The 275-nt window shown below is 68.0% G+C and carries 1 protein-coding gene; it reads left to right on the top strand.

Translation table 11 applies throughout. The annotated features are described in order from the left end of the window. The coding region (locus tag XI08_RS09720) for an AMP-binding enzyme (protein WP_271574251.1) at nucleotides 1-275 on the top strand (275 nt) is incomplete at both ends.

Raw genomic sequence — 275 nt, 5'->3', positions numbered from 1 at the left:
CGCCTATGTGGTGTGCGCGCCGGAAGCAGCTTCGAACGGGCTGGAGGGAAGCGAGCTTGCCGGCGCCTTGCGCGCCCACATAAGTGCGCACCTGCCGGAGTACATGGTGCCATCGGCGTTCGTGCGGCTGGCGGCGCTGCCGCTGACGGTGAACGGCAAGCTGGACCGCAAGGCGCTGGCTGCGCCGGACGATGAGGCGTATGCGCATCGCGCCTATGAGCCGCCGCAAGGCGAGATCGAGATCACGCTGGCACAGATCTGGGCCGAGCTTCTGG

This window comes from Bradyrhizobium sp. CCBAU 11361 (genome assembly GCF_028128935.1).
In the GTDB taxonomy this organism is placed as follows: Bacteria; Pseudomonadota; Alphaproteobacteria; order Rhizobiales; family Xanthobacteraceae; genus Bradyrhizobium; species Bradyrhizobium niftali.
The sequence above is the reverse complement of the archived record's forward strand: the minus strand, read 5'-3'. Positions and strand labels throughout refer to the sequence as shown.